21 protein-coding genes and 1 other RNA gene are annotated in these 22,071 nt (G+C 29.8%); 2 read left to right on the top strand and 20 right to left on the bottom strand.

Going from position 1 to position 22,071, the window contains the following annotated elements; all coding sequences use genetic code 11:
- Nucleotides 1-2: 2 nt before the first annotated feature.
- The gene (locus B3Z56_RS08185) at nt 3-368 is read right to left on the bottom strand and encodes an NAD-binding protein (protein ID WP_346878565.1); all 366 of its coding nucleotides are present in this window, start codon (nt 366-368) and stop codon (nt 3-5) included.
- Between the two features lies 1 nt (nt 369).
- Complete coding sequence (locus tag B3Z56_RS08180; RefSeq protein WP_346848664.1) at nt 370-750, bottom strand: hypothetical protein; 381 nt, start codon at nt 748-750, stop codon at nt 370-372.
- Between the two features lie 196 nt (nt 751-946).
- Between B3Z56_RS08180 and B3Z56_RS08175 the strand changes: the two genes are divergently transcribed.
- Both B3Z56_RS08175 and B3Z56_RS08170 read left to right on the top strand, forming a co-directional pair.
- Nucleotides 947-2,776 carry a sensor histidine kinase gene (locus B3Z56_RS08175; protein WP_346878564.1) on the top strand — a complete coding sequence of 610 codons (1,830 nt, stop codon included), beginning with the start codon at nt 947-949 and terminating at the stop codon, nt 2,774-2,776.
- Between the two features lie 8 nt (nt 2,777-2,784).
- On the top strand, nt 2,785-3,360 hold the full coding sequence (locus tag B3Z56_RS08170) for a response regulator (RefSeq protein WP_346848662.1): 576 nt from the start codon (nt 2,785-2,787) through the stop codon (nt 3,358-3,360).
- Between the two features lie 238 nt (nt 3,361-3,598).
- Here B3Z56_RS08170 and ssrS read toward each other — a convergent pair.
- From ssrS to B3Z56_RS08080, 18 genes are all read right to left on the bottom strand, one after another.
- Nucleotides 3,599-3,778, bottom strand: a non-coding RNA gene (gene ssrS, locus B3Z56_RS08165) — 6S RNA.
- A 141-nt stretch (nt 3,779-3,919) separates the two neighbouring features.
- Nucleotides 3,920-5,704 (bottom strand): aspartate--tRNA ligase, encoded by a 1,785-nt coding sequence (gene aspS, locus B3Z56_RS08160; protein ID WP_346878563.1) that lies wholly within the window; start codon nt 5,702-5,704, stop codon nt 3,920-3,922.
- Nucleotides 5,705-5,797: 93 nt separating this feature from the next.
- The gene (locus tag B3Z56_RS08155; RefSeq protein ID WP_346878562.1) at nt 5,798-7,246 is read right to left on the bottom strand and encodes a coproporphyrinogen III oxidase; all 1,449 of its coding nucleotides are present in this window, start codon (nt 7,244-7,246) and stop codon (nt 5,798-5,800) included.
- A gap of 60 nt (nt 7,247-7,306) precedes the next feature.
- Nucleotides 7,307-7,909, bottom strand: coding sequence for an MBL fold metallo-hydrolase (locus B3Z56_RS08150; RefSeq protein WP_346848659.1), 603 nt, complete (start codon nt 7,907-7,909; stop codon nt 7,307-7,309).
- A 36-nt stretch (nt 7,910-7,945) separates the two neighbouring features.
- Nucleotides 7,946-8,395 (bottom strand): D-aminoacyl-tRNA deacylase, encoded by a 450-nt coding sequence (dtd, locus tag B3Z56_RS08145; RefSeq protein WP_346848658.1) that lies wholly within the window; start codon nt 8,393-8,395, stop codon nt 7,946-7,948.
- Nucleotides 8,396-8,410: 15 nt separating this feature from the next.
- Complete coding sequence (locus B3Z56_RS08140) at nt 8,411-10,582, bottom strand: bifunctional (p)ppGpp synthetase/guanosine-3',5'-bis(diphosphate) 3'-pyrophosphohydrolase (protein ID WP_346848657.1); 2,172 nt, start codon at nt 10,580-10,582, stop codon at nt 8,411-8,413.
- 106 nt (nt 10,583-10,688) lie between these two features.
- A complete protein-coding gene (locus tag B3Z56_RS08135; protein ID WP_346877795.1) occupies nt 10,689-11,207 on the bottom strand; it encodes an adenine phosphoribosyltransferase in 519 nt (172 codons plus the stop codon).
- Between the two features lie 123 nt (nt 11,208-11,330).
- A complete protein-coding gene (locus B3Z56_RS08130) occupies nt 11,331-12,176 on the bottom strand; it encodes a DHH family phosphoesterase (protein ID WP_035134475.1) in 846 nt (281 codons plus the stop codon).
- Nucleotides 12,177-12,428: 252 nt separating this feature from the next.
- On the bottom strand, nt 12,429-14,573 hold the full coding sequence (gene secD, locus B3Z56_RS08125) for a protein translocase subunit SecD (protein ID WP_346848656.1): 2,145 nt from the start codon (nt 14,571-14,573) through the stop codon (nt 12,429-12,431).
- Nucleotides 14,574-14,741: 168 nt separating this feature from the next.
- Nucleotides 14,742-16,106: a thioether cross-link-forming SCIFF peptide maturase gene (scfB, locus tag B3Z56_RS08120; RefSeq protein ID WP_346848655.1), complete on the bottom strand. Its 1,365-nt coding sequence runs from the start codon at nt 16,104-16,106 to the stop codon at nt 14,742-14,744.
- Between the two features lie 58 nt (nt 16,107-16,164).
- Nucleotides 16,165-16,302 carry a six-cysteine ranthipeptide SCIFF gene (gene scfA, locus B3Z56_RS08115; RefSeq protein WP_035134469.1) on the bottom strand — a complete coding sequence of 46 codons (138 nt, stop codon included), beginning with the start codon at nt 16,300-16,302 and terminating at the stop codon, nt 16,165-16,167.
- Nucleotides 16,303-16,329: 27 nt separating this feature from the next.
- Nucleotides 16,330-16,698 carry a TIGR04086 family membrane protein gene (locus B3Z56_RS08110; protein ID WP_035134467.1) on the bottom strand — a complete coding sequence of 123 codons (369 nt, stop codon included), beginning with the start codon at nt 16,696-16,698 and terminating at the stop codon, nt 16,330-16,332.
- Between the two features lie 54 nt (nt 16,699-16,752).
- Nucleotides 16,753-17,043 (bottom strand): preprotein translocase subunit YajC, encoded by a 291-nt coding sequence (gene yajC, locus B3Z56_RS08105; RefSeq protein WP_346848654.1) that lies wholly within the window; start codon nt 17,041-17,043, stop codon nt 16,753-16,755.
- A 51-nt stretch (nt 17,044-17,094) separates the two neighbouring features.
- Nucleotides 17,095-18,222 (bottom strand): tRNA guanosine(34) transglycosylase Tgt, encoded by a 1,128-nt coding sequence (tgt, locus tag B3Z56_RS08100; protein WP_346848653.1) that lies wholly within the window; start codon nt 18,220-18,222, stop codon nt 17,095-17,097.
- Between the two features lie 16 nt (nt 18,223-18,238).
- Nucleotides 18,239-19,267 carry a tRNA preQ1(34) S-adenosylmethionine ribosyltransferase-isomerase QueA gene (queA, locus tag B3Z56_RS08095; RefSeq protein ID WP_346848652.1) on the bottom strand — a complete coding sequence of 343 codons (1,029 nt, stop codon included), beginning with the start codon at nt 19,265-19,267 and terminating at the stop codon, nt 18,239-18,241.
- A gap of 38 nt (nt 19,268-19,305) precedes the next feature.
- Nucleotides 19,306-20,313 (bottom strand): Holliday junction branch migration DNA helicase RuvB, encoded by a 1,008-nt coding sequence (ruvB, locus tag B3Z56_RS08090; protein ID WP_346878561.1) that lies wholly within the window; start codon nt 20,311-20,313, stop codon nt 19,306-19,308.
- A gap of 37 nt (nt 20,314-20,350) precedes the next feature.
- On the bottom strand, nt 20,351-20,944 hold the full coding sequence (ruvA, locus tag B3Z56_RS08085) for a Holliday junction branch migration protein RuvA (RefSeq protein ID WP_346848650.1): 594 nt from the start codon (nt 20,942-20,944) through the stop codon (nt 20,351-20,353).
- Between the two features lie 294 nt (nt 20,945-21,238).
- Nucleotides 21,239-21,898: a hypothetical protein gene (locus tag B3Z56_RS08080; RefSeq protein WP_346848649.1), complete on the bottom strand. Its 660-nt coding sequence runs from the start codon at nt 21,896-21,898 to the stop codon at nt 21,239-21,241.
- Between the last annotated feature and the right edge of the window lie 173 nt (nt 21,899-22,071).

The raw sequence follows: 22,071 nt of genomic DNA, 5'->3' as shown, positions 1-22,071 counted from the left end.
ATTTAAATTGCTCCTTTTTCTAAAAATTTATATAAAGTTTCTTTTGCATAACAATTAAAATCTATTACATCAAAAACTCCAATTGAAGCGAAAACATCTTTATTGTTTGAATTGTTAATTAATGTAATAACCTTTTTAGTTTCATAAAAAGTTTTACAAACCTTTGAAATATAGAAATTAAACTGATCTTTAGGTGTGATAATCACCACCACATCTGCTCTTTTTAATAAGTAATTATTAAATATATCGGAAGACGCGGGCGAAAGTTCTTGTGTTGAAATTACATTTGAGAAATCTAAGCTTAAACCTTCTAAACTTTCCTTATATCGATTAATAAATTTACTTTCACTTATAACAACAACAAACAAATTAAATTACCTCCTTACCTAATGGCTCAAAGAAATCTTGAAGATATAAATTTTTATTACCGTTGTTAGATATCTTTTCTAATGCTCTAAAATTATAAACAACTTGTACATTATCTAAAAATTTCAAATTATCTTCAATCATTAAATTTAAATAATCATCTTCTGTTATTATAAAAACATGTGATAACATTGCTTTCGATGACTTATCTAGTATCTGTTTCATATCAGTTATATTGACTTGATAATAATAAAGAAATTTATTCTTTATTTTAATTTCTTCTGGTGATTTATCATCAATCAAAAATACAATTTTTTCTTTACAAATAAGTGATTTAATTAAGTTGATACTTGAGTTATTGTAACCTATAATTAAGTTATACATAATACTACCTTCCTACGTAATTTTTACTACCTACTAATTCTAATCTTATTAGATATAAATATCAAAGTAAGCTAAAAGTACTATTAACAATTATCCATACTTCAGAAATTGGAGTTTTTAAATTAGCTTAATTAATCTTAGCTTTGCTATATTTTACTTTGCTTTACTATAAGAATTAACTTAAGGAGGAAAAACTATGGTTAAAACCTTAAATGGAAAACTATCACTTATTTATATTGTTATAATCCTAGCAATGTCATTGCTAGGATTAGTTTCAGTTAGAAATTTAATTACAATTTCAAATGATATAGATGGACTTTTAACTAACAATTATAAAAGTATTCAATCTGTTGAAAATATGAAAGATGCACTTTATAATCAACAACAGAGCTTATTTCTTTACATATCTGGCGATAAAAAAGAAGGCCTCGCTGAATATTCTAAAAATAACTCTTTATTTTTAGATAACTTTTACTTTGAAAAAAATAATATAACTGAAGATGGAGAAATGGAATATGTAAATAGTCTTGATACTTACTATCTTGAATATAGCCAGAATTTTTTTACCTTATCTGAAATCATTCAAAATAATGGTAAAGTATCAGGGTATAATTTTTTCTTCAATGAAATTAAAATTAATTATGATACAATTGTAAAGACTCTAGATAATATAAGTAGTCTAAATGAAACTATGATGATTAATTCAAAAACTAGAGTTGAAAATAAAACTAAAATTATAATAAATGCAACAATACTTTTTACTTTAGCTTCAATATTAATTTCATTTTTCTTATCAAGACATCTTCTTAAAAAGATATTATACCCATTAAATAATATCATTGATGCTATTAAAGATATAAAAACTAACTCTGCATATAAAGAATTGGAAATAACAACAAAAGATGAACTAGGAGAATTAGCAAATCAATTTAACTTAATGGCAAAAAGAATTGAAAGTTTTGAAAAAAGCACACTAGGTCAAATATTAAAAGAAAGAAATAATTCAAACTCCATATTAAGAAGCATAGATTCTCCAATGGTAGTTATTGATAAAGATTATAAAGTTACCATGGTTAACGAAAATTTTATTGATGCCTTTGATATTAGCGATGAAAAACCAGAAGGACGATATTTAACTCATTTGGTTAATGATAGAAGTTTTTTTTCAGTTATCTATGATATAATATTAAATAACTGCCAATGGGATTTTTTGAATATTATCACTCTAAAAAACAAAAATGGAGATATACTCTATTACAATATATCAATTAAAGAAATTAAAGAGGAAGATCTTCAAGTTGGCTATGTAATTTTATTAAAGGATGTAACACACTTAAAAGAAATAGAGCAAACTAGTAAGGATTTCTTTGCAACAATTTCACACGAATTTAAAACTCCATTAACTTCAATTATGATTGGTACAGGTCTACTAGAAAGTAGTAAATTAGGAGATTTAAGTTACGAACAAAGAAAAATATTAACCACTATTAAGGAAGATGGCGAAAGATTAAACTTACTTGTTTCAAATATGCTTTTATTATCGAAACTGGAATCTTCAACTGAGATTTATAATAAAGAGTATAATTCCATTGAGGATTTGATAAAAGCCTCAGTCTCTAGTAACAAAGGTATCGCAAATTATAGTGGAATTATTCTTGAATACAATGTAGATATAAATGTAAAACCGTTATCCTGTGACGGTGAAAAATTAGTATGGGTACTTAATAATTTAATAATAAATGCCATTAGACACTGCAAGGATGGCGATTTAATTTCTATACGAGGATTCTTAAAAGATAATAAATTAAATATAACTGTAACTGATACTGGTGTTGGAATTTTAAAGAATAATACTACAAAAATATTTGATAAATATACTCAATTAACTAATAAAGACATTAAAAATAATTCTGGTCTTGGTCTCTGGATATGTAAAGACATAATAGCTGCTCACAATGGTGAAATAACATGTGAAAGTGATTTAGGTGAAGGGGCAACATTTACAATTATTATTCCATATAATTAGGAGGTACTATGAAAAAAGCACTTGTAGTTGATGATACCAAAAATATAAGAAAATTATTAAAAACATCATTAGAACTAAATGAATACATTGTCACTGAAGCTCTAAATGGATTAGAGGCATTAGAAATATTATCTAGAGAACCCTTTGATTTAATCTTTTTAGATATTAAAATGCCAACATTAAGTGGCACTGAAGTATTGAAAAGAATTCGGGAAGATGGAATATTTTCTACGGTAATAATTATGACAGCTTTCCCAACAGTTAAAAATGCTGTTGATTGTACTAAATTGGGAGCTGTTGAATATTTACTTAAGCCATTTACTACAGACAAAATTAATTCACTAATCTATAGATTAAATAATCTTACTGAAGACACAAAAATTCTTGAAAATATAATAAAAGGAGTATCAAAGTTAATGTATCTAAAAAAATATGACGATTCAATACTTCTATTAAATAAAGCATTATCTATAGATGCAACTAATTCTAATATATATAAACTTCTTTCGGAATGTTATGAAGGTCTAGGTGATAACGCTAATAGAGATAAATTTTTAAATTGCTATACCACCTTTAAGAAGTAGTTGCTATAAAATCACAATACTTAGGTATTTAATAACTATTATGCAAATTCGCTATAATTATGTAACCAACTTAATTTATACGTATACTCTTTTATTCAATAGACTTATAATTTTTTTACCTATTCTATTATTTATATTCCCTGCAGTGTTTCACTTTCTTCTTAACTTTTTTAATAATATCCATGGATGTAAAAAAAAGAGTAAATACAAAGTATTTACTCTTTAATATTAAAACTATTGATACCCACTGTGCCGTATTCATGATGTATTTGAACCCTGTCTACCAGGGGTGGAATCGCCTCACTACTTCTGGTACCGACTATAAAATAGTCAGTCAACACTCCATAATGAGAACATCAGCCACAACGTTTAAATGTTGGCTCAACATAAACCATTTCCACGCACACAGCAGAATATTCTTTAGTATTATTATATAGCAATTGTAATTAAATTGCAATTGTAAAATAAATATTAATCACTAAGTATCAATAGTTTTATGAAGTTATTATGTCCATATAACTTATTATTATTCTCTATAATAATAAAATCTTCTATTAAATTATTTTTCTACTTTACTAACTTCTATTCCTAAGTCAATTAATTGCTTTTTATCAACTACATTAGGTGCTTCACTCATTGGACAATAAGCATTTTGATTTTTAGGGAAGGTAATAACGTCTTTTATGTTATCAGTTCCTGCAAGGAACATTACCATTCTATCTAAACCATATGCAAGTCCGCCATGTGGTGGTGGTCCATATTTGAATGCCTCTAATAAGAATCCAAATCTTTCCCACGCACTTTCATCAGTAAAGCCTAGAAGATTAAATATTCTTTGTTGAAGGTTTGTATCATGAATTCTTATACTTCCTCCACCAAGTTCTTCTCCATTTAATACTATATCATAAGCCTTAGCACGAGCTCTTCCTGGATCTGTTTCTAGAAGTTGTAAATCTTCATCCATAGGTGCTGTGAATGGATGGTGAAGAGCTACGAATCGCTTCTCTTCTTCGTCATATTCAAACATTGGGAATTCAGTAATCCATACAAAGTTAAAGTCTTTGTTTCCTTCTAAGATTCCAAGTTCCTTAGCAAGTTCTAATCTTAAAGCTCCAAGAGATTGAAGTACTACACTATCAACATCTGCAACTATTAAAACTAAATCTCCTACTTCTGCTCCAGCAGCACTTAGCAATTTAGCCATATCTTCTTCTGAGAAGAATTTAGCTATTGGAGATTTTATTTCTCCTTCTTTATAAGCTATCCAAGCAAGACCTTTTGCTTTATAAGTTTTAACAAACTCACCTAGTTTATCAATTTTCTTTCTACCCATGTCTGCACAGTTTTTAGCTACAATAGCTCTTACTGAACCACCATTTTCAATGGCTCCTTTAAACACAGCAAAATCTGTACCTCTTACTGCTTCAGTAATATTTTGTATCTCCATACCAAATCTTAAATCTGGCTTGTCACTACCATATTTATTCATAGCTTCTGCATAAGGCATTCTCTTTATTGGAAGTTGTACATCTACATCTATAACTTCTTTAAATACTCTTTTTAAAAGACCTTCATTTAGGGCTATGATATCCTCCATTTCAACAAAGCTCATCTCTAAATCTATTTGCGTAAATTCTGGTTGTCTATTAGCTCTTAAGTCTTCATCCCTAAAACATTTAACTATTTGAAAATACTTATCATATCCAGAAACCATTAATAATTGCTTAAATATTTGCGGAGATTGAGGTAATGCATAAAACATTCCTGGGTAATTTCTACTAGGCACTAAGTAATCTCTAGCTCCTTCTGGAGTGCTCTTAGTAAGCATTGGTGTTTCCATTTCTAAGAATCCATTTTCATCTAGATAATCTCTTACTACTTTTCCAGCTTTATGTCTAATCATTAATATTTTTTGCATATCTGGTCTTCTAAGATCTAAATATCTATATTTTAGTCTTATGTTTTCACCAGCATCTAAGTTTTCTTTAATATATATAGGTGGAGTTTCTGATTCTGAAAGTATTTTAATACTTTCCCCTTTAAGCTCTACCATTCCTGTTGGTAAATTTTTATTAGGAGATTCTCTTTTTATAACCTCTCCAGTAACAGCTATGCAGTACTCAGATTTAACTAAATCAGCTTTTTCAAAGGCTTCTTTATTTATTTCTTCACCAAATACAACTTGTAACAATCCAGTTCTGTCTCTTAAATCTACAAAAACTAAACTTCCTAAATTTCTTTTTCTTTGGACCCAACCCATAACAGTGATTTTTTCAGAGATATTTGATTCTCTTACTTCACCACACATAATGGTTCTTTTAAGTCCATTAAGTGATTCTCCCATTTAAATTCCTCCTATTTACTTATTAAGTCTAAAATATATTATAATATCATTACCCAAATGAATATTTCTTTAAAACCTATGTACATAATTGTTTTAATATAGAGTATTGAGTAATTCTATCTTTCTAGCTATCATCTCGTCTATTCTACTATTATACTCTTTTACATCCTTAACATTTGCAAATCTCTCTATTCGATTCTCATCTAGGAAAACAACCTTTGAAACTCCATCTGCTCCAAGAGCAATAATAGTTTGCTTTTCCTCTATCATCTGAATATTATATATACATATTTTTTCATCTCTACAATAGCCTACATTCTCCATGTTACCTACCATATTTTTTTGTCTATACATATAATACGGTTTCATATTTAAATCTAAAGAAAGATTTTTTGTAGCTTCATACATAGCATTTAACTCATGTTGATTAGGAATAGTAAACTTTCCCTTATTAACTAGATTTTCATGTAGTCTAGAGCCTCTTTTAATAGACATACCATGTATAGTTATGCTATCTGGATTTAGTTTAAGTATTTCTTCGCAACTTCTATTTATATGACTTAGCTCTTCTCCTGGGAGACCAACTATCATATCCATATTTATATTATCAAAGCCTAGACTTCGTGCTAGATTAAAGCAGTTTTCTACATCCTTACTACTATGATTTCTACCAATGTTTTTTAAAGTATCATCATTCATACTTTGAGGATTTATACTAATCCTATGAACCTTATATTTTTTCATAGATTGAAGTTTTCTTTCTGTTATACTATCTACTCTTCCACATTCTACAGTAAATTCTTTAACACCCTTACCTTCAACAAAGCACTTATATATCTTATTCATTATATCTTCAAATTCTTCATCATTTACAGAAGTAGGAGTACCTCCTCCAAAATAGACACTTTCAATAGTTAAATTCTTTTCAGATACATATTTACTTATAGCTTTTATTTCCTTGGTAATAGCATTAAGATAGTCTTTAACTAAAGCTGACTTTCCCCCTATAGGATTTGAGGTAAAAGAACAATAAACACATCTAGTTGGACAAAAGGGCATACCCACATATATACTTATAGTATCTTTATCTTTGTTAACTACACTTTTTTCGTACTTAGCTACATCAATACAAAGTTTTGTCTTCTCCTTGCTAGTTTCATGTCTATCCTTAAATTCTTTTATTACCTCCTCTTCACTATATCCTTTTTCTAAAAGATCTAGTGCTTTTTTAGAAGGCCTTATCCCAACTAAAGTTCCCCATGGAAGAACTTTGCCAGTAATATTTCTAAGATATATGAATAAGGACTTTTTAACTTCCTCAGAAAGCTTATAATTTCTATTAATTTCATAATTAAAGAATCCTTCTGTTCCTCCAATTATAATACTTCCCGTTTCTTCATCTATATCTATAGATAAGTCAAATTCCTCATTTACAAATTCTATATTAATAAAACTATAAAATAGATTTATCATAAGAAAGACATCATATCTAAAATTCATATTGCTTAGCTTTACTTTTATAGACTTCATATCCTTTATCATATTTATCAAATCCTTATTTCAAATTACCTTCTTATAACCCAATATACAGTTTAATTTTACCTATAGAAATGGGTTTTCCATTCTTTCTTGGCCTATGGTACTACTTGGTCCATGACCTGGGTGAACTGCCACACTATCACTAAGAGGCATTAAATTATTTTTTATACTTGTTATAAGCTCATTGTGGTCTCCACCAGCTAAATCACTTCTGCCAACAGATCCCTTGAATAGAGTATCTCCAGTAAACACATTTCCATCTACTAAAAGACTTATTCCTCCTGGTGTATGTCCTGGTGTTGCCAAAACTTCTATTTTATAATTACCAAACTTTAATATATCACCATGTTTTAATAAAAGGTCTGCTCCACCTTCAATAAGTGGTCCATAATACATTATATTATTTAAAATCATATCATTATCTTCTTTAGCCATAGCTACAGTTGCTCCTGTTTCAGCCTTTAATCCATCTACCCCTGTAGTATGATCAAAGTGACCATGGGTTAATATGATATATTTAACCTTAGCTTCTAGTTGATTAAGAGCTTTACATACATCATCTATATCTCCACCCGGGTCTAAAACTACAGCTTCCTTTGTTTCTTCATCAAATAATATATAACAGTTGGCAGCATAAACTCCTGCCATCATTCTTTTTATAATCATAGTATCACCTCAAAATGCCATATATTTCTTAAAATTTTAAAAATCCTTCTTACTCTCTAATAAAAGTGTTACTGGTCCATCATTTATAATTTCAACCTTCATATCAGCTCCGAATTCCCCTGTTTGAAGATTAGGTATTTCTTTTTTAAAGGCTTCAACTAGCTCATTATATAATTCTCTAGCAACATCTCCACCTTGTGCCTTCATAAAATCAGGTCTCTTTCCCTTTCTACAATCACCATATAGAGTAAATTGAGATATTATTAATAGCTCCCCCTCTATATCTTGAAGTGAAAAGTTCATTCTCTCATCTTCATCTTCAAAAATTCTCATTCCAAGAACTTTTCTTACTATATAATCTATATCTTCTTTAGTATCTTCCTTACTTATTCCCACAAGTAAGTTAATTCCTTTTCCTATTTCACTAATAACTTTATTATCTACTTCAACCTTTGAAGATTTAACTCTTTGTACTACAGCTCTCATATTAAGCACTCCTTTTTACTGTTTCTTTCTATAGACATCCTTAACATCCTTGATTTTCTTAAGTTTAGTTTGAATATCCTTTAAATGCTCTATACTAGAAATATTTATTTTTAGGCTTACAACTGCTATATTTTTTTTATTTGTTACAGCACTTATTGATAAAATATTAGCTTTTACAAGCCCTAGTATCTCTATAATATCTGTAAGAAGACCTAATCTATCCTCAGCTATTACTTCTATGTCAGCAATATATTTATCTTTATTTTCTTTTCCCCAAGCCACTTCAACTATTTTGTGACTTTCTTTTTCCTGTAAGTTAATTACATTCTTACAGTCACTTCTATGAATAGATACACCCTTGCCTCTTGTAATATATCCAATAATATCATCTCCATATACAGGACTACAACATTTTGCAAATCTTACTTGAATATTAGACATATCCTTAACTGTAACTCCAGAATAAGTATTATTCTTTTGTTTTTTACTTTTTTCCTCATGAATTAGCCTTAATTCCTCAAGTTTTAACTGCTTAGAGTTCTCTTTATCATAAGCATCCTTTAGCTTGCTTATCATATTATTAGGGTTTATGTCTCCAATGCCTACACCATGGTATAAATCATCCATGTTCTTTAGGTTATATCTTCTAATAATTTTCTCAATAATGTCCTCATTAATTACTTGAGAAAATATACAATTTTGCTTCTTACACTCTTTATCTACTAATTCTTTTCCCTTTGCTATGGTCTCTTCTCTATTTGCCTTTTTAAACCAAAGTTTAATTTTACTCCTTGCTTGATTACTCTTAACTATATTAAGCCAATCTATGCTAGGTCCTTTTGAATTAGTAGCTGTAATTACCTCTACAATTTCCCCTGTTCTGAGCTTATAATCTAGAGGTACTATCTTCCCATTTACCTTACCTCCAACACACTTATGACCTACTGCAGTATGGATAGCATAGGCAAAGTCTATAGGTGTAGAGTCATTTGGTAAATTTATAACATCACCCTTTGGAGTAAAAACAAATACTTCATCTGAAAATAAATCTATCTTAAAGCCTTCCATAAATTCTTCAGCGTCAGAAGTCTCTCCTTGCCATTCTAGCATTTCTCTAAGCCAATATAGCTTTGAATCTAGAGATTTATCCTCATCTTGAACACTTTCTTTATATTTCCAGTGAGCTGCAATACCATATTCAGCAGTTCTGTGCATTTCAAAGGTTCTAATTTGTATTTCAAAGGGTTTTCCGAAAGGTCCTATTACCGTTGAATGAAGTGACTGATACATATTAGGTTTAGGCATAGCAATATAGTCCTTAAATCTACCTGGTATAGGCTTATACATAGTATGTACTATTCCCAATGCAGCATAGCAATTTCCAATATCATCTACTAATATCCTCACTGCTGTAAGATCAAATATTTGATCTATGGTTTTACTACTTTTTATCATTTTTCTATAAATACTATAGAAGTGCTTTGGTCTACCTTCTATTTCTGCTGTAATTCCACCCATATTAAGATTTAATTTAAGTTGTGATATGATATGACTTATTTGCTCTTCTCTTTCATTTCTCTTATCTGAAATCAGCTTTACTAAGTCATAATATTCTGTTGGATTTAAGTATCTTAATGCTAAATCCTCTAGCTCCCACTTTATTTTTGATATACCTAATCTATGAGCTAATGGCGCATATATATCTAGAGTTTCCTTAGCCTTTTCCTTTTGTTTATTCTCTGGCATGTATTTTAACGTTCTCAAGTTATGTAATCTATCAGCCAATTTTATAAGTATTACTCTTATATCCTTAGCCATCGCAAGAAGCATTTTTCTAACATTATCTGCTTGTTGTTCTTCTTTTGACTTATATTTTATTTTACCTAGCTTAGATACCCCTTCTACTAAATCTGCCACTTCTATAGAAAAGATGTTACAAACATCTTCATATGTATATTCTGTATCTTCAATTACATCATGTAAAAGACCTGCCACTATGGTAGAGGTATCAAGTCCTAGTTCAGCCAAAATACAAGCTACTTCTAAAGGATGAATAATATAAGGCTCTCCTGACTCTCTTTTTTGTTCTTTATGGGCATTTACAGAAAATTCATAGGCCTTATTTACAAAATTGATATCTACATTGTGACAATTACTATTAATTTTTTCTATCAATTTATCAATCATTGTAATACACTCCTAAAATTAAAGGCTGGTTAATGAACCAGCCACCTATTTAAACTCAGTAATTATTATATACTATAACCCAAATTATTGCAATTTATGTTCAATTCTAAAATGGATAGTCTATAACAGACATAATATCATATTGTGCTATTTTTTCTCTACCTTTAAGTTCTGTTAGCTCTATTAAAAAGTCTATGGCTACAACTTCTCCACCTGATTCCTCAACAAGCTTTGCAACAGCAGCTACGGTTCCTCCTGTAGCAAGTAAATCATCAACAATTGCTACTCTCTGACCTTTTTTAATAGCATCCTTATGAATTTCTAACGCATCACTTCCATATTCTAAATCATAGGAAGTTTTAATAGTTTCATAGGGTAATTTACCAGGTTTTCTAACTGGTACAAAACCAGCTCCTAAAACATAAGCTACTGGTACTCCAAATAAAAACCCTCTAGCCTCTGGTCCTATTACTATATCAATTTTTTTATCCCTCAAATGATTGGCAATAACATCTATTGACTCTCTTAATGCCTCTCTATCTTGAAGTAAAGTAGTTACATCTTTAAAACTTATACCTTTTTTCGGAAAATCTTCTATTATTCTAACTTTATCCTTTAAATTCATTTTCTACTCCTCCTAAAGCCTTTACCCAAACACATCTTTACCATAATTAAATTATATATTAACCTTGATATTTAATGCAATACTTTAAAAAATATGTATATTTAAATGCTTATATATATTATTCTATTCTAAACTCATCATAACCTCTTTATATAAGTATTTTGATATTTGCTTTGCTCTATAACTATCATTAGTAGTAAAAAGTTCAACAATTATTCTTGCATTATCTAGCTTATTCTTGGAAATCATCTTTGGTAAGAGCTTTATAATACCTTCATCATAAAACTTCATTATACCACCATAATTCCGCTCATGTTCTCTTATCAACGCCCTAACTCCATAGTTATTAGTTTGTTTTAATTTCTTGCACCCTTCTTCTACAAAGTATTTATTCTCTTCTTCTATTTCTATCTCTGTTGTAATTATACCCATCATTACTAAATCCAAATACTTTTGTGTGCAACTTATCTTATAATAAGAAGCTATAACTTCTATGAATTTATATATAAGGGAACAAGCTGTAAAATCCTTAAAAGGATAATTACAATTTGTTTGATAGGTATTTATTGTTATACAATTATTATCCTCTACTATGTGATTATGATAATCCGTTACAATTATATCTATGTTGTTTTCCTTACAAAGTTGTATTTCTGCTTTAGATTTAACTCCACAACCAACTGTTATAATTAAATTTGCTCCAAGACATAATAAATTATTCTCTATATCTTCTTTATTTAAATTTCTATCATTTCTATATACACTGGGTATATAATACTCTACATCACTATTTACATATCGTAATACTAACATAAGAAGAGATATGGCACATACGCTATCAAAGTCATGATAGCCATATATAACTATCTTTTCTCTCTCATTGATAGCTTTCACAATTCTGTTTAATGCAATTTTCATATTTCCTAATAGAAACGGATCATTATCTTTCCTATTCATACTATACTCCATATGCGCTCCTCCAAATTAGTTCCATGAGTAGTTTTTTGATCCCTTATAATTTCATCATATATTTCAGTGATCACATTCTCCTTGAACAAAAAACTTCTAACTCCATATTACTTGTACATATTATGGAGTTTAAGAAATCTATTTATAGAAAACAAATATATTATAATTTAAAACTGACAATTTTACAAACAAATTATTATAAAAATGGCGAAAAACATGATAAAATGTTTTTCGCCATGAACTTTGTTTATATTATGCTACTACTTTAGCTTTCTTTTTTTGCTTTGCATTTTTAATTATTACCCATAGTGGTGAAGCTATAAATATTGAAGAATACGCTCCACAGGCAATTCCCACTATAAGTGGAAGTGAGAACTCTCTTATGGATGGTACTAGAACATAAACTGCCACTATAGTTATAAGTGTTGTTAAGGATGTATTTATACTTCTAGTCATAGTTTCTGTTATACTCATATTAGCAACCTCTGATTGATCCATCCTTCTGTTTCTCTTAACATTTTCTCTTATTCTATCAAAGATAACAATAGTATCATTAATAGAATATCCTACTATAGTCAAAATAGCTGCTATAAATGGTGAATTGGCTTGAATTCCAAATATAGCATAGAAAGAAAGTGTAATTAATACATCATGAAGTAAAGCTATAATAGATGCTGCTGCATAGCTAAATTCAAATCTAGCAGTAATATATATAAGCATAGCAATAGATGCAACTCCTAATGCTAACAATGCCTTTTTCTTTAATTCATTTCCAACAGTAGCTCCTATACTTTCCTTGCCAATAAGTGCACTATCTTCTAATGAATACTTTTCTTTTATTTCATCAATAAGAGCATTAGTTTTTTCTTCATTCAATACCCCTTCTTGAACAATAATTTGTATCTCTTTTCCTTCACTAGCTAATTTGGTAGAGTATTTATCTTTAGCATACTTATCAATAATAGTATTTACATCAGCCTTATTGAATTCTTTATTCATATCTAAAGTAATTAATGTACCACCCTTGAAATCTATACCATAATTTAAACCTTTAGTTGCTATAAATCCAACTCCAATAGCAATTATAATAATTGATATAGCAAACCATATTTTAGTCTTCTCTATTATTTTTAAACTAGTAAATTCATGTTTTTTTCCTTCTCTCACGCCAAAATATGATGGTTTATTTATCCAACCTGCATTTACAGCATTATTGAGTAGAAACTTTGTAACAAATAAGGCAGTAAATATACTTACAATAATACCTATAAGTAGCGTTACTGCAAATCCCTTAACAGAACCTGAACCTAGAAAATATAATACTAGTGCTGCAATAATTGTAGTTATGTTAGAGTCTAAAATTGACGATAATGCTCTACTATAACCAGCTTCAACAGAAGTCTTTATAGATTTACCTAATCTTAACTCTTCCTTAGTTCTTTCAAATATGAGAACATTAGCATCTACAGCCATACCAATGGTAAGAATTAACCCTGCTATACCTGCTAAAGTTAATACTACTCCAAATTGAGAGAATATTACAAGTAATAAACTTACATATAAAACTATAGCCACAGAAGCAATTATTCCTGGAACTCTATAGTATGCAACCATAAATAGTATTATACAAGCTATACCAATCATGGCTGCCTTTTTACTAAGGGATAATGCCTCAGCTCCAATAGTTGGTCCTACTGTTTTAACTGAAGTAGCTTCTATTTTTACTGGAAGAGCTCCCGAAGTTATGATACTAGCAATGGAATTTGCCTCTTCTAAAGAACTCATACCTTCAATAATTGCCTTTCCATCACTAATAACAGCATTAACTGTTGGATTAGTTAAAACTTCACCATCCATTTTTATAGCTATACTTTTATTTAAGAAAGTCTTAGTTGCTTCCGCAAATTTTGCAGTTCCATCTTCATTTAATTCAAGATTAACAACATACTTATTATCTTGAGATATATATGCTCCTGCTTCTTTAACCTCTTTACCAGTTAAAATTACTTTTCCATCTGGACCTTCAAAGGTTAATTCACCAGTTTTACCAATGGTATCTAAAACCTTATCTGTATCAAACTCTCCTGGTATTTCTATTCTAATTCTATTTTCGCCTTCTTGAGTTATAGGAATTTCGCTTACTCCATCTTTATTTATTCTCATAGAAATAAGTTCTATAGTTCTATCTATAACAGCTTGATCTACCTTCTCCTCCTTTATCTCCATTAAAAGAGAAGTTCCTCCTACTAAATCAAGCCCTTTATCAATACTACTTCCAAAGGTTTTGATTCTATAATTACCTAAATTCACCCCATAAAGACCAGCGTATGCAAAAAGACCTATTAATATTATTGCTATGATAACTACAATTCCACTTTTTCTATTTTTCCTCCTCATGGTTATCCCCTTCCTGTTTTCTAATTGTATTTTCTAATTGTCTATTTATTATTTATTTTACAGGTATTGTATGGATAAAATCAAGTACATATAACTTAATTTTCTGTATACTTCTTATTTTTTATCAAAATAAGGATAGAATTTTTAATTCTATCCTTTAAAACACAATTATTTATTCATTGTTTTCGCTTTTAAAGCAATAGCACACTCTATTCTCTTCTTTTGCATTTTACAACCTAATTCATATGGCACGTGAACATCACCATTAAAGTTAAAGTTGTTAGCTTGACATCCTCCACTACAGTAGAATCTTGCCCAGCAGTTTTTACATGTAGGTTTATTATATATATGAGCATCCTTAAGATTTTGAACTATAGAAAAGTCCTTAACCCCTTCATATATATCTCCCATAAGAAAGTCTTTATTCCCTACAAATTGATGACAAGGATATATTTCTCCATCAGGAGTAACTGCTACATACTCATGTCCAGCTCCACATCCTGAAATTCTCTTATAGATGCATGGACCTCCTTGTAAATCTATATTGAAGTGATAGAATTTAAAGGATTTTCCTGCTTCATATTTTTCAACCATATATTCATATAATTTATCATATTGTTCAAAAATTGTAGGAAGGTCCTCTTCTCTTAATGAAAGTTCATGGTCATCTGGAAGTACTACTGGTTCAATAGATACTTCATCAAAGCCTAGCTCCACCATATGCTTTACATCTTCAAAGAAATCTGTATTTTCTCTTGTAAAAGTACCTCTTACATAATAAGTCTTAGACTTATCTCTTATATCTACCATTTTCTTTATTTTAGGTAATATAGATTCATAGGTACCAGTTCCATCAAATCTTATTCTTACTTTATCATTGACTTCTTTTCTTCCATCTATACTTAAAATTATATTTCCCATGTTTTTATCAAGGTAGTCCATTATTTCATCATTTAAAAGAGTAGAGTTAGTAGTCATAGTAAATCTAATGTTTTTATTGTGAAGTTTTTCTTGTTCTCTACCGTAATCTACTATTTCCTTTATGATATCAAAGGCCATAAGTGGCTCTCCACCAAATAAGTCAATTTCTATATTTTTTCTTTTACCTGAGTTTTTTATAACAAAATCTATAGCGTCTTTACCGGTTTGTGCGCTCATGGTTTTTCTACAACCCTTATATTCTCCTTCATCGGCAAAACAATATTTGCACTTCAAATTACAATCATGAATTATATTAAGACAAAGGGCTTTAATGGCTACCTCTGCTTGTCCACTCATCATTGCTATATTTTCATATAAATCTTTAGAATAAAGCATTTCTTCATGAACTAAAGATTCTAATTCCTCATATACATCATCAATTTCTTCACTGGAGTATCTATCCTTATATATTTCTTTTAACTCGTCTTTAGTTTTAAGTTTATCTGAGTCTAACATGTCATATACAAGCTCATCTACTTCATGAACTGCACCTGAATTTACATCTATAACATAAAAATCATTTCCTTGTCTAAATTTGTGAATTAATTCCATTGTTTTTCCTCCTAACTAAACACAAAGCAGTAACTTTTTGTTACTGCCTTTAAAATGATTAGTTTTCACACTCTAAATTAGCTACTGTACAAGAAGTTTTGCAAGCTGATTGACATGAGTTAGCACACTCTTTACAACCTGGTTTTTTTAAACTTTCTTTAATGTTAGATTTGTTGATAGTTTTTATATGTTTCATTTTTATTCCTCCTAAAATTGATAATATCTATAGATTCACTCCTAGCATTCCTGACAATGATCCTGCTGCTAATGCTAAAATTAATCTAACTACGTCTTTTCCTCCTAATGCCAAGTCATTTCCAAAGCATAAGGATACTATATAAAGTATTAACATATAAAATACTGCTACTAGCAACCCCACAAGCCAACCTTTACTTCCCATTTTTAATGTAGCATATATAGCTCCATATACCACACTAGCCAATGTAGCTATAACTAAAAATACTGATGTGACTGCGTCACTAAATGGGAAATATGAAGTAACTAGTGAATATACTAAAACGCAAATTACTGTTAAAATTGATGCTCTTAGCACCCCTACTCCTATAGCGGAATAATTAAACTTTTTATACATACCCAAAACCCCCTTATATTAATAAATATGTTTATATAAGGGGTTTTATGATGATTATGCCTTTATTTCTTCTGGTTCATTAGCTGATTTTGTAACTGAAGCAATACCTAGTTTGCTCATTTTTATTCTCGCTCTATCTGGACCACTTTCTAAAATAATATATTCTTCTTGAATATTTATTATTCTTCCCATGATTCCACCTTTAGTCATAATCTCATCATTTATAGCTAAAGAATTCAACATATCATTGTATTGTTTCTTTCTTTTCTTTTCTGGCATGAAAATCATGAAGTAAAACAACACAAGTACAAGTACCATTGGAAGAAACGCCATTAAGTTTTGCATAATATCTCTCCTTTCACTAGTTATGTATATATTTAAAAAATAGATACCTAATTATTTTTTTCCCCACTCTGAAAGTCTTTGATTTTTAAATTCTTCAAAGTAATCCCCATCAATTGCATTTCTTATATCCTCCATTAATTTATTATAGAAATATAAGTTATGAAGCACACAAAGTCTCATTGCCAACATTTCCTTGGCTTTAAATAAGTGCCTTATGTATCCTCTTGTATAATGCCTACAAGTAGGACAATCACATCCTTCATCTATAGGTTTTTTATCTAATTCATATTTAGCATTCATGATGTTTATTTTACCATACTTAGTAAACACATGTCCATGCCTTCCATTTCTAGCTGGTAATACACAATCAAAGAAATCTACACCTCTTGAAACTGCCTCTAATATATTTTCTGGAGTACCAACTCCCATAAGATAAATTGGTTTATCCTCTGGAAGATATGGAACTACCGCATCAATAACTCTATACATGTCCTCATGACTTTCACCAACAGCCAATCCTCCAATTGCATATCCATCCAGGTCTAGTTTTCTAATGGTCTTAGCATGTTCTATTCTAATATCCTCGTAAACTCCACCTTGATTTATACCAAATAGCATTTGCTTTTTATTTATTGTATTAGGATCTGCATTTAATCTATCCATCTCTACTTTACATCTTTCAAGCCATCTAGTAGTTCTTGCTACAGATTTTTCTACATATTCTCTTGAAGATGGATTTGGAATACACTCATCAAAGGCCATAGCAATAGTTGAAGCTAGATTACTTTGAATTTGCATACTTTCTTCAGGTCCCATAAATATTTTCCTACCATCTATATGAGAGCTAAAGTATACACCCTCTTCTTTAATTTTTCTCATGCTTGCTAATGAGAACACTTGAAACCCACCTGAATCTGTAAGAATAGGTCTATCCCAATTCATAAATTCATGAAGTCCTCCCATTTTTTTAACTACTTCATCTCCTGGTCTTAAATGAAGATGATATGTATTTGACAATTCTACCTGACACCCAATTTCTTTTAAATCCATGGATGATACTGCTCCTTTTATTGCAGCCAAAGTTCCAACATTCATGAACACAGGGGTCTGTATTGTACCATGAGGAGTAACAAATTCCCCACGTCTAACTTTTCCACTCTTTTTAAGTAATTTATACACCTATTCATCGTCCTTCCTATTCATGGATAAACATAGCATCACCAAAACTAAAGAATCTATATTTGTTTTCTACTGCAATTTTATAAGCATTCATCACTATTTCCCTAGTTGAAAAAGCACTTATAAGCATTATTAAAGTAGATTCTGGCAAATGAAAATTAGTTATTATGGCATCTACTATTTTAAATTTATACCCTGGATATATGAATATACTAGTATATCCTGATTGTTCTTTAACTTGACCTTCTTCATTAGCTATACTTTCAAGGGTTCTATTTGATGTGGTTCCTACAGCTATAACTCTTTTCCCACTTCTTTTAGCATTATTTATTATTTCAGCGTTTTCCTTATCTAAAATATAATACTCAGAATGCATTTCATGATCTTGAATATCTTCAGCTTTTACTGGTCTAAAGGTTCCAAGTCCCACATGCAAAGTTACAAAAGCTATATTAATTCCCTTTTTTTTGATAGCTTGTAGTAACTCATCTGTAAAGTGTAGTCCTGCTGTAGGGGCTGCTGCAGAACCTACTTCCTTTGAGTAAACTGTTTGGTATCTTTCTCTATCTTCCAGTTTTTCTTCTATATATGGTGGCAATGGCATTTCGCCAAGTCTATCTAATACTTCTTCAAATATACCATTATAGTAAAACTTTACTTTTCTATTTCCATTGTCTAAAACTTCTACTACCTCGGCTTTTAGTTCTCCATTTCCAAATACAAATTTAGCTCCAACTTTTCCTCTTTTACCAGGCTTAACTAAGGTTTCCCATATATCGTCTTCATGCCTATTTAAAAGCAAAAACTCCATTTTACCACCGGAGCCTTCCTTAGCTCCATAAAGTCTAGCCGGCATAACTCTTGTATCATTTAATACAAGACAATCTCCTGGATTTAAATACTCTATAATATCTTTAAACACTTTATGTTCTACTTCACCACTTTTTTTATTTAGAACCATAAGCCTTGATTCATCTCTTTTTTTTAAAGGATGCTGGGCTATTAATTCCTTTGGTAAATCAAAATAAAAATCCTTTACTTTCAAAGTCTATACACTTCCCTATTCTATCTATATGTTTATTTCTATAATATATGATCTGGAATAATCCTTCCTAAATGTTCATAGGCTTTCTTTGCCGCCATTCTACCTCTTGGAGTTCTTACAATAAACCCCTTTTGTATCAGGTATGGTTCATATACATCCTCTATGGTACTGACTTCTTCACCTATAAAATAAGCTAGTGTCTCAACTCCAACGGGTCCCCCATTAAAGTTATCCACTATAGCTTCTAATATCTTATTATCTAATCTATCAAAGCCTTCTCTATCCACTTCTAAAAGTTCAGCTGCTTGCTCCACCATGTTAATATCAATTACATTTATACCTTTAACCATAGAGTAATCTCTAACTCTTTTTAGTAACCTATTAGCTATCCTTGGTGTTCCTCTAGATCTCATTCCCAGACTAAAGGCACCTTCCTTATCAATTTCAACTCCTAATATTTCAGAAGACCTTAAAACAATTTCTTTAAGCTCGTCATCATTATAATATTCCATTGAACATAGTACTCCAAATCTATCTCTTAAAGGTGCAGTCAAAAGTCCTACCCTTGTAGTTGCTCCTATGAGAGTAAATTTAGGTAAATCTAGTCTTATAGATTTTGCTGATGCCCCCTTACCAATAACAATATCTAAAGCGAAATCTTCCATGGCTGGATATAAAATTTCTTCTACAGACCTATTCAATCTATGAATTTCATCTATGAATAATACATCATTGGTATTTAGATTAGTTAACAATGCTGCTAAATCTCCAGCTCTCTCTATAGCAGGACCAGATGTAATTTTTAAATTTCCACCCATTTCTTTTGCTACTATGTTAGCTAATGTAGTTTTACCAAGGCCTGGTGGTCCATATAATAATAAATGGTCTAAGGGTTCTTTTCTCATCTTTGCAGCTTTTAAAAATATATCTAACTTATTTTTAACTTTTTCTTGTCCTATATATTCCTTAAGTCGCTGAGGTCTTAAGGAATATTCTACTTCTATATCTTCCTCAATAATATTAGATGTAATAACTCTATCTTCCATAATCCCCCTCCTTAACTAAAAACCCTTAATAAGGTTATTATCCCATTAAAATTTTCAAACATTCCTTTATAATATCTTCAACACTATTACTTCTATTAGCTTTTTCTATTGCTTTTTCTGCCTCTTTATCTGAGTATCCAAGAGCTATAAGTGCCCCCACTGCTTCTGATAGTTTTTCATTATCTATGTCAATATCACTAATAGTAGTTCCCTTTGGCATGGCGCCTCCTACGGTTATCTTATCCTTAAGTTCTAATATGATCCTTTGAGCAGTTTTCTTACCAATGCCCGGTGCCTTAGTTATTAATTTATCATCATCGGTAATTATAGCATACTTTAATGTAGAAACATTGGCAATAGACATGAGTGATAGTGCCGCCTTAGGTCCTACACCATTAATGGAAATAAGAAGATTAAACATGGATATTTCATCTTTAGTTAAAAAACCATAAAGTCCAATGAAATCTTCTCTTACAATTTGATGAGTATAAATCTTTATTTGTTGATCTATAGCTGGCATATTAGAAATTGTACTACCTGATGTGAAAATTTTATATCCAATATTACCACATTCTATAACTATATATTCCTTTTCTATAGACTTAAAAATTCCTTTTATATATTCATACATGCTTTGTCACCTATCTTTTTTATTTAACCATTTGTTAATTCTTCATTACTATATAGTCATCATCTGCAAATTTAGACCTATAATCTATTATATACCTATATGTATTGATATTAAACTTCACTAATTAATTATATTACCTTACAATCGTAACTATATTATACTTTACCATCTACAATATAACAATTCAATAAAAACTATTTTAAACTTATTTCAAATTAAATTTATACCATTTCTACAATTTCTCATGAAAAAAGAGTGTTTCAAAATTCCTTTTGAAACACTCCCTTTCTGACACTATGTGCTACAAAGAGCCTGAGCATATTCCATAGCCTCTTGTATATTGGAAAACTGATAATCTTTATGTCCTTCGTAGAATGTCCTCAAAAGATTACCTCTGTTCTCTATGTCGTTAATTTTTAAATACGACTGTCCATTATCATCTTTAGGATTCAATATCTTCTCTTCTACTACTTTTATTGTTCCATTAGAATCCTTATTATAAATAACAATATTTTCATCCTTTATTCCTATAAAATAAGAATCTTCTTTGTAGGAATATCCTTCTATGTCCTTTACAAATATAATATCTTCTTTTGTGAATTTTTCTACCTTGTATCCAAAACTAGAAAATATCTTTTCAGCCTGCTCCTGATTAAGACCAATCAAATTATCTTTTTCTACATTTATAGTTTTATCTAATTTATCATTAATCTTTACCTTACCTAAAGAGTTTTTATAGTTTAACATGAACTCTATATTACTTTTATCTGAAATTAATACATCATTCATATTTAAAAAGCTTGCTTGAGATGCTTCGCCTAAAATTCCAGCTCCTCCATCTTTTGAACTTCTTAAGAATGCTATACTTACAGTATAGCTAAGTAAAAAAACTATTATTCCTACAGAGGCTATAAAAATATATAATCCTTTATTTTTTTTATATCTTTCAATCATACAATCCCTCCTACTAGGAATTGTATCCAGCTTTGATATGTTTATACACTATTGCTTACAAAAATTTATAAATTATACATCTCCATTCTTCTTCCATTAAAGAGTATATGGAATTAACCTAAAAATATACACAGATATTTAAATTCAAGTCACAGTTATTTAAATTCATGTCA

Origin of the sequence: Clostridium sp. UBA7791 (genome assembly GCF_002480755.1) — a bacterium.
GTDB lineage: Bacteria > Bacillota > Clostridia > Clostridiales > Clostridiaceae > Clostridium_J > Clostridium_J sulfidigenes.
The sequence above is the reverse complement of the archived record's forward strand: the minus strand, read 5'-3'. Positions and strand labels throughout refer to the sequence as shown.

Coding starts and splice junctions, on each gene's coding strand:
- secD (WP_346848656.1), bottom strand. CDS start 14,573: ATGAGGAGGAAAAATAGAAAAAGTGGAATTGTAGTTATCATAGCAATA.
- yajC (WP_346848654.1), bottom strand. CDS start 17,043: ATGCAAAACTTAATGGCGTTTCTTCCAATGGTACTTGTACTTGTGTTG.
- ruvA (WP_346848650.1), bottom strand. CDS start 20,944: ATGTATGAATATATAAAAGGAATTTTTAAGTCTATAGAAAAGGAATAT.
- scfB (WP_346848655.1), bottom strand. CDS start 16,106: ATGGAATTAATTCACAAATTTAGACAAGGAAATGATTTTTATGTTATA.
- B3Z56_RS08155 (WP_346878562.1), bottom strand. CDS start 7,246: ATGATAAAGGATATGAAGTCTATAAAAGTAAAGCTAAGCAATATGAAT.
- B3Z56_RS08130 (WP_035134475.1), bottom strand. CDS start 12,176: ATGGAGTATAGTATGAATAGGAAAGATAATGATCCGTTTCTATTAGGA.
- B3Z56_RS08110 (WP_035134467.1), bottom strand. CDS start 16,698: ATGTATAAAAAGTTTAATTATTCCGCTATAGGAGTAGGGGTGCTAAGA.
- B3Z56_RS08140 (WP_346848657.1), bottom strand. CDS start 10,582: ATGATTGATAAATTGATAGAAAAAATTAATAGTAATTGTCACAATGTA.
- scfA (WP_035134469.1), bottom strand. CDS start 16,302: ATGAAACATATAAAAACTATCAACAAATCTAACATTAAAGAAAGTTTA.
- B3Z56_RS08080 (WP_346848649.1), bottom strand. CDS start 21,898: ATGATTGAAAGATATAAAAAAAATAAAGGATTATATATTTTTATAGCC.
- dtd (WP_346848658.1), bottom strand. CDS start 8,395: ATGAGAGCTGTAGTACAAAGAGTTAAATCTTCAAAGGTTGAAGTAGAT.
- B3Z56_RS08175 (WP_346878564.1), top strand. CDS start 947: ATGGTTAAAACCTTAAATGGAAAACTATCACTTATTTATATTGTTATA.
- B3Z56_RS08170 (WP_346848662.1), top strand. CDS start 2,785: ATGAAAAAAGCACTTGTAGTTGATGATACCAAAAATATAAGAAAATTA.
- B3Z56_RS08180 (WP_346848664.1), bottom strand. CDS start 750: ATGTATAACTTAATTATAGGTTACAATAACTCAAGTATCAACTTAATT.
- ruvB (WP_346878561.1), bottom strand. CDS start 20,313: ATGGAAGATAGAGTTATTACATCTAATATTATTGAGGAAGATATAGAA.
- aspS (WP_346878563.1), bottom strand. CDS start 5,704: ATGGGAGAATCACTTAATGGACTTAAAAGAACCATTATGTGTGGTGAA.
- B3Z56_RS08150 (WP_346848659.1), bottom strand. CDS start 7,909: ATGATTATAAAAAGAATGATGGCAGGAGTTTATGCTGCCAACTGTTAT.
- B3Z56_RS08135 (WP_346877795.1), bottom strand. CDS start 11,207: ATGAATTTAAAGGATAAAGTTAGAATAATAGAAGATTTTCCGAAAAAA.